The sequence below is a fragment of the Thiohalocapsa sp. genome, from assembly GCF_019695415.1.
In the GTDB taxonomy this organism is placed as follows: domain Bacteria; phylum Pseudomonadota; class Gammaproteobacteria; order Chromatiales; family Chromatiaceae; genus Thiohalocapsa.
Genome location: NZ_JAIFKJ010000286.1, coordinates 1 through 7,261, shown reverse-complemented (window position 1 = coordinate 7,261; position 7,261 = coordinate 1). Strand labels below are relative to the sequence as shown.

The window sequence follows — 7,261 nt, the reverse complement described above, 5'->3', positions numbered from 1 at the left end:
CACCCACCCCGGGGCAAACGGGGCCGGGGAACAAGCCAACGGGACAAAGCCCGGGGCCATATCCAGAAGCCCCCGGAAGCGGTTGAAAAAGCTGTCGCCGCGGCCAAAAAATCACCGAGGGTCGGAAGCTTGTCACCGCCAACCGAGCGCCATGGGCAATGTCTTCCCCCTCCCCCTTCGAGCACAAGTAGGCGCTGCTCCCCCGCACGGCGTCGGCGTGCAGGGCGCTCATGTGCAAGAGCCGCGGTACGCCCACTGCTTCCGCCGCGGCGACAACATGGCGAACGAGGTCCACGTGCACCGTCTGAAAGCGTGCGTTGCCGGTCTCATTCAGAATGCCGGCCAGGTTTACCACCAGGTCGCATCCTGCGAACAATTCCTCATAGTCGGCCGCTTCCGCAATCTCGCGCAGCTCCACGTCCGGATAGAGCTTGAGGTCCCGATGCCGAAATGCTCGCCGCGTGGGCACGAGGCAGTGATAGCCGGCGTCGCGCAGACGCGTAAGCAGGTGGCGGCCGACGAATCCGGTGCCGCCGATGATGCAGGCTCGCTGTCGCTTCATGGATTGCAGATCCGGTGCTTGCTGTTGTGTGGGGCGTCAGCCCGTGCGGCGATGCCCGGTGGTGCCCCGGGCGACCGGGCTACGCAGGCCGAGCTTGGCCAGGCAGATGCCGCAGCACGCACCCGCTGCCAGCGCAGGCAAGCGCGGCGGCGGGCGCGGGGCCCGTCAGATAGACTTATCGCCGTCTGTTCGTCGCGATGCACGCCGGGGCAGGTGCGCGCGGCGCGCTATTATGCCGTAACGCCGCAGCCGGGGGCGCCGCCGCACACGCTCGCTGGCATCTCGCGTCGATGCCAGCGCGGGCAATCTGCAGCACCCGTAGGCTAATGTGCCGGCACGACATCGCCTAGGAGACTGCCGCGTGGAGCCGTCGGCCCTTGCCGCCTTCGCCGCCGTCGGCGCCATTGCCGGCCTGCTCGCCGGCCTGCTCGGCATCGGCGGGGGCGCCGTCATCGTGCCGGCGCTGCTGATTCTGCTGCCCGCCTTCGGCGCCGGGGGTCCCTGGACGCCCCACCAGGCCGTTGCCACGTCGCTAGCCACCATCGTCGCGGCAGGCTCGGCGTCGACACTCTCGCACCATCGCCGCGGTGCCGTGCGTTGGTGGCTGGTGGCGCGGCTCGCGCCCAGTCTTGTGCTAGGGGCGGGCGTCGGCGCACTCCTGGCGAGCTGGCTGCCGGCTCTGTGGCTGCAGCGGCTGTTCGCGGCCTTCCTGCTGGCAAGCGGCACGCGCATGTTGCTGGCGGCGCGGACGCCGCCGGCCGACGCGCCGCTGCCGCGCAGTCTCGCCCTCGTCGGTACCGGCGGCGGCATCGGTGCGGTGTCGGCCCTGCTCGGCATAGGCGGCGGCATCCTGATGGTGCCCTATCTTGCCCGGCATGGAGTGGCGCTGCGCCATGCGGTGGCTACCTCCAGCGCTTGCGGCGTCCCTCTAGCGCTGATAGGGAGCCTCGGCTTCGTGGTGTCCGGCTGGGGTCGGGAAGGGCTCGCGGCGCAGAGCGTCGGCTTCGTGCTATGGCCCGCCGCGCTCGCCATTGCCGGCGCGGCGGTGCCCATGGCCACACTCGGCGCCCGTCTCGTCCACCGCCTGCCCACGCTGACGCTGAAGCGGGTGTTCGCAGTGTTGTTGCTCGCGGTCGGCGTTCGGTTGCTGCTGACGTGACCGGCGGTGGAGTGCGCGCGGAACATCTGACGGCCGCCCCGCGGTCATGGATGCCCACCGGGCACTCAGCGCTGCGCTGCTGCACCACCGTCGCCGGAGCCGCCGGTGTCGTAGCCGATGTCGTCGTGCCAGAGGCGTCGATACAGGTAAACATGTCCCTCCGGATCCCGCAGCACCAGCCGCCCCTGATGCTGCGCGAGCTCATAGGGCCGTGCGACGTCATGCTCGGGGTCGTACATGGCGACGCGGTCACCGCGCTGCTGGATGAGCCCGTCGATGTAATCGCCGCGGGAGGAGTAGAGCCGGAAACGATGCGCCTGCACGATAAACAGTGCGCCGTCAGGACCCTCCCAGATGCCGTCCAAGGTCGTGCGGCGCCAGCCGGGCAGGTGAGGCAACTGCATCATGCCTGGCATCTGCTGCATCCAGGTGCCCATTTCCGGCATAGCAGCGCCCGGCATGCCGGGCCAGGGCATCTGCCCCATGCCGAAAGGTGCACCAAATCCAGACATGGCGCCCGGTACGGGGGCGGGAGTGTCCACAGCACCGTCCCCGAGCAAGCCCATCGCGTCCATCATGCGCGCCATGGCCTCGCCGAATACGCGGGCACTCGCGGACAGGTCGTCAGCGGGTGCCGGCTGCGGCAGCGCTGCTGCAAGCAGCAGCAGTGCGCGCAGGGCGGGCAGCGGGAGCGCGCGGCGCTTCGGGTGGCGACGGTACATTGCGTGGGATGAGCGACCTCTGTTGCCTATGCCGAGCAGCGGAGCGGCCGCCGGCGACCCGTCAGGATAACAGAGGCCGTTGCGCCGCTCGCCAGAGGAACCGTTGTTCAATCCGCAGCGACCGTCGTCGCTTCCGCCGGCGGCGACACCGGCGCGAACAGGGCGCCCAGCCGGAAGTCATCCAGACCCAGGCGATGGGCGTAAATCACCCGGTAGGTGAGCACCCGGCGCACATAATCCCGAGTCTCACCATAGGGGATCGCGACCATCCAAAGGTCCGCGGGCGTGGTCTCGTCCGGCAGCCAGCGCGAGACCGCACCCGGCCCCGCATTGTAGGCGGCAGTAGCCAGAACCTGGTTGCCGCCGAAGCGCTCACGCATGGCCGCAAGGTAGCGAGTGCCAAGCGCGATGTTGAGCGACGGATCGATGAGGTCAAGGCGCCCTGGGGCCGGGCGGCCGAGCTCGCGCGCCATATCGCGGGCGGTGCCGGGCATGAGCTGCATAAGCCCGACGGCACCCGCATGGGAGGCGACGTCGGGGTCGAAGGCGCTCTCTTGGCGGATGACGGCGTAGACCCACTCCAACGGCAGGCCGTAGTCCTCAGCGCCGGACGCGATCAACCGATCGTAGAGCAGCGGGAAGCGCAGCGGGATGTCGTCCCAATAATCGCTGCGGGCTAGCGTGAAGATGGACTCGGTCACCAGTCCGAGGCGCTCGCCGAGAAGTGCGGCCGCGCGCAGCGCCGCGGAATCGGCATTGCGAGTCAGTTCACGCCACTCCCGGGTCACGTCCGTGCGCCGCCCGAGGGCCTGCAGCTCGCGAATACGCCGGGCGGTGTCGGAGGCCAGCAGCCGGTTGATCTCGGCCGGGTCCGCCGGCGTCGGCTGCACGCGCAGCGCCGGCTCGCGACCGAGCAGCTCAGCGGCGCGAAAGCCCCAGAGATCGCGCTCGGCCGCAGCCGTGTCCAACGCATGCACTGCGCCGACGAGGTCGCCGCGTTTGCCGAGCGCGCGGGCGAGCCAGTACTGCCACTCGCCGCGCTCGCGCTCCTGCGGCGGCAAGGCCCGCACCCAGTCGATGATCTCTGGCCACGCGCGCAACCGCAACGCCGCGCGCAGGCGCGCGCGCTGCAGCTCCAGGTTCTCCGGCAGGGCCCGCAGGCGGCGCAGGTAGACGAGGCCGGAGCGCTCGCCTGCACGCGCCAGTCCGACGCCGATGGCGGTGACCGCCCGATCCCTTGCCGGCAGCGGCACCAGCTCCCGGGCCTGGAGCACGCTCCAGTCCGCGGCGGCGAGCCGCGGATCATCCCGTGCCAGGCGCTCGATGGCTGCCACCAGTACCGCGACACGCCGTTCCGGGTCCTCCGGCAGCTCGGCCTCTTTGAGGCGTCTGGGCTCGCGGTGGAGGAGTAGCTGCTGGTTCAGCCAGCGCCGATGCCGCTCGGGGAGGTAGCGGCGTTGATACGCCGCCACACCGACGTTGCCCCTGGCCAATGCGGCGCCGACCCGGCGCCACACCAGATTCGGCACGAGGCCGCCCGCGGCATGCCAATGCTCGAGCACCGGGTCACAGTCTGCCGGCAGCGACGCGCCGGTGAGATAGAGCGCGTCGAGCCCCGATACGGCCGCCTCTTCTCGGCCCAGCGCAAGCAGGCTCCGGCGCCAGCGGCACTCGCGGGTTTCGGAGTCATTGTCGGCATAATTGCGGACATAGCCTGCGTGATCGCCGCGAGCATGCAGGGCGTTGAGCCACAGCCGGCGCAGGGTCTCACCCGGCGCCGTACCCGCATAATCGGTGATAAAGGCCTCGATCTCGGGGCGATGCTCCGGAGTGAGCTCCCAGCGCAGCTCCGCGAGCCGGAGGTAGGGCCACAGCGGATAGTCCCGCAAACCCTTTTCGAGCTGCACGAAGCTTTCGCGCTCCCCCGCGGCCAATGCGCGCTCCGCGGCCACGAAGTCACGACGCTGGCCCTCAGCAGCCGGCTCCGCCGCGCACGGCCTGACCGGCACTGCAAGGGCCAGCAGCGTGGCGACAACAAGCAAGGGTCGCGCGCGCCGCGATCGCAGAGCAGAGGGGTTCCAAGACATCGTCGGTAACACCGAAGGCTGTGCACCGCCCGGGCGCTGGAGCCCGGCCGGCATTTACCCCATTATCGACCGCAAACGGACAGGTTGCAGCGCCGACAGGCGCCCGGGTCGGCAACCGTGCTGTCGTCACCCCACCACCAGGCCGCACTGCCAGGAGCAAAGCAGATGCAACCAACCCCCGCCGCTGTTGACCTCAACACGCTCAGCAGACTTCTGCGCACGGCCGCCGAGGCCGAGATCCTGCCACGCTTTCGCGCCACAACGAGCACCGCCAAAGCCGACGGCAGCCTGGTGACAGCAGCCGACCTCGGCGTCCAAAAGCGCCTCACCGCGACGTTGGCCGAGCACTGGCCGGACGTGGCTCTGCTCGGCGAAGAGATGGACGCCGCGCACCAACAGCAGCTCCTGGACGCGGGCGGCCCGCTCTGGTGTCTGGATCCGCTGGACGGCACCAGCAACTTCACCTGCGGCTTTCCTGGCTTCTGCATCTCGCTGGCGCTGATTCAGCACGGCCGCGCCGAGCTCGCGGTGGTGCTGGATCCGGTCCGCGACGAGTGCTTCACCGCTGCCCGCGGCGAGGGCGCCCAGCTGGACGGGACCCCCCTGACGCCTTACGCGCCCGGCCCGACGCTCGGCGACTGCGTCGCTGTGGTGGACTTCAAGCGCATCCCGTCAGCACGCGTGGCGCCGCTCTTTCGCCCGGGCGGCTTCCGTTCCCAACGCAACCTCGGTGCTGTGGCACTTGAGTGGTGCTGGCTCGCTGCCGGGCGCTTCCAGCTCTATCTGCATGGCGGGCAGAAGCTCTGGGACCATGCTGCCGGACGCCTCGTGGCCCAGGAGGCCGGCTGCGCCACCGCCCTATTCGCGCCGGGCGGCGACAAACCCACCGACGGCGTTGCGCTAGGCAAGCATCTGGCGCTGGCGGCGGCCAACACGGGCCTCTACCGGCAATGGCTCGACTTCGTCGGGCTGCCGATGCAGGCCTGAGCCGCGCGCCGCGCTAACCTAGGGTCCCATGCCGCGACACCCGAGTCTGGCCCACACAGTGGCAATCCGCGCGTGCTGCCCGCAACTCCCCGGGCGGAGCAAAAACCGCACACGATGAGGACAGACTCGCATGACCGAAGACATCAGCAACCAGGACATGGACCTCACCAGCGGCATCGCCGCCTTCGAGGCCAAGCAGTTTTCCCGCGCCACCGGACTCCTGTCCCCTCTTGCCGAGCGCGGCAATGTCGACGCCATGTACCGCATGGCCATCATGGCCCAGAACGGGCTCGGCATGGTCCCGAACCCACTCCTAGCCTACAAGTACATGAAGGCGGCTGCCGAGCAGGGCATGGGCCTCGCCCAGCACGGCCTCGCGTTCATGTACATGGAAGGAGAATGCACCGACAAGAACCCCGCCAAGGCCATCGAATGGTTCAAGCGCGCCGCAGAGCAGGGGCTGACGGGCTCCATGACCACCCTCGCCATGATGTACGAGCAGGGCAACGGCGTGCCCAAAGACATGGACGAGGCGCGCAAGTGGTACCACGCAGCCGGATTCGACGATAAGTAGCAGCGGGACGTAACGGCGAGCAGCCGAGAGCCTAACGCAGGAGCGATAGCACCATGGGTGGCTCAGGCGCCTGGTCCGAATCGCGTTGACGCTCTGCGCGCTCGGTCTTGCGAAAGCTGATGCCGGTGCGGCTCAACAAATCCGCGGCAACTGCTCCCCCGCGAGCCAGTCGACGATGCGGTTGCCGCCGAAGGCGGTCTCCATCTGGACGAAATGGTGGGGGTCTGCGAAGACCTCGCCGATGATTGTGGCGTCGGCGCCCTTGGGGTGAGCGCGCATGGCGGCGAGCAGGGTCTCGGCTTGGTCGGCGGGGCAGATGGCGATGAGCTTGCCCTCGTTGGCGACGTTGAGGGGATCTAAGCCCAGCAGCTCACAGGCGGCGGCGACCTCCGGGCGCACGGGGATGGCCTGCTCGCGAATCTGCATGCCGACGCCGGACTGTTGGGCCAGCTCGTTCAGGGTGCTGGCGAGACCGCCGCGGGTGGGGTCGCGCAGGCAGTGGATGTCCGGGACGGCGTCGATCATGGCCGCGACCAGATCATGCAGCGACTGGGTGTCGGAATGGATCTCCGTCTCGAAACCGAGATTCTCGCGCTTGGACATGATGGCGACGCCATGATCGCCGATATGGCCGGAGACGAGGATGGCGTCGCCTGGTCGAGCGTTACCGCCGGCAATGTCGACGCCGTCGGGCACCACACCGACACCGGTCGTAGTGATAAAGCAGCCGTCGCCCTTGCCGCGCTCCACCACCTTGGTGTCGCCGGTGACCACGGCAACACCTGCCTCGCTGCACGCCTGGGCCATGCTCTCGACGATGCGCGCGAGATCTGCGAGCGGCAGTCCTTCCTCCAGTATGAAGCCGGCGGTCAGGTAGAGGGGCTTGGCGCCGCACATGGCCACGTCGTTGACAGTGCCGTGCACGGCGAGACAGCCGATGTCACCCCCCGGAAAGAACAGCGGCGAGATGACATGCCCGTCGGTGCTGACGGCGATTCGCCCGGCGGGCGGTATGAACAGAGCCTGATCGTTACCCTGGGCCAGCAGTTCATTATCCAGATGCTTGCGAAAGAGCTCGTCGATGAGCTGGGCCATGGCCCGACCGCCGCTGCCGTGGCTCATGTCCACGGCGCCATGCTTCAGGTCCAGCCGGCCGGCGTAGCGCGGGCG

Annotated in this window: 7 protein-coding genes; 3 read left to right on the top strand and 4 right to left on the bottom strand. The window is 69.0% G+C overall.

From position 1 onward, the window contains the following. Positions 1-562: NAD-dependent epimerase/dehydratase family protein (locus tag I6U14_RS08205; RefSeq protein ID WP_296898374.1), on the bottom strand; the 562-nt coding region annotated here is incomplete at its 3' end. Positions 563-923: 361 nt separating this feature from the next. On the opposite strand from I6U14_RS08205, the gene I6U14_RS08200 reads away from it, so the two are divergent. After that, positions 924-1,721 (top strand): sulfite exporter TauE/SafE family protein, encoded by a 798-nt coding sequence (locus I6U14_RS08200; RefSeq protein ID WP_296898372.1) that lies wholly within the window; start codon positions 924-926, stop codon positions 1,719-1,721. A gap of 65 nt (positions 1,722-1,786) precedes the next feature. Here the strand turns inward: I6U14_RS08200 and I6U14_RS08195 are convergent, their stop codons facing one another. Both I6U14_RS08195 and I6U14_RS08190 read right to left on the bottom strand, forming a co-directional pair. Further along, a complete protein-coding gene (locus I6U14_RS08195; RefSeq protein WP_296898370.1) occupies positions 1,787-2,443 on the bottom strand; it encodes a hypothetical protein in 657 nt (218 codons plus the stop codon). A gap of 107 nt (positions 2,444-2,550) precedes the next feature. Continuing rightward, positions 2,551-4,485: a lytic transglycosylase domain-containing protein gene (locus I6U14_RS08190; RefSeq protein ID WP_296898368.1), complete on the bottom strand. Its 1,935-nt coding sequence runs from the start codon at positions 4,483-4,485 to the stop codon at positions 2,551-2,553. Between the two features lie 210 nt (positions 4,486-4,695). Here I6U14_RS08190 and I6U14_RS08185 point away from each other — a divergent pair, with 210 nt between their 5' ends. Together I6U14_RS08185 and I6U14_RS08180 are read left to right on the top strand one after the other, a co-directional pair. Beyond that, positions 4,696-5,517 carry an inositol monophosphatase family protein gene (locus tag I6U14_RS08185; protein WP_296898366.1) on the top strand — a complete coding sequence of 274 codons (822 nt, stop codon included), beginning with the start codon at positions 4,696-4,698 and terminating at the stop codon, positions 5,515-5,517. Positions 5,518-5,647: 130 nt separating this feature from the next. Then, complete coding sequence (locus I6U14_RS08180; protein ID WP_296898364.1) at positions 5,648-6,091, top strand: tetratricopeptide repeat protein; 444 nt, start codon at positions 5,648-5,650, stop codon at positions 6,089-6,091. 132 nt (positions 6,092-6,223) lie between these two features. Here the strand turns inward: I6U14_RS08180 and hypE are convergent. After that, a partial coding sequence (gene hypE, locus I6U14_RS08175; RefSeq protein WP_296898362.1) for a hydrogenase expression/formation protein HypE occupies positions 6,224-7,261 on the bottom strand: 1,038 nt, incomplete at its 5' end.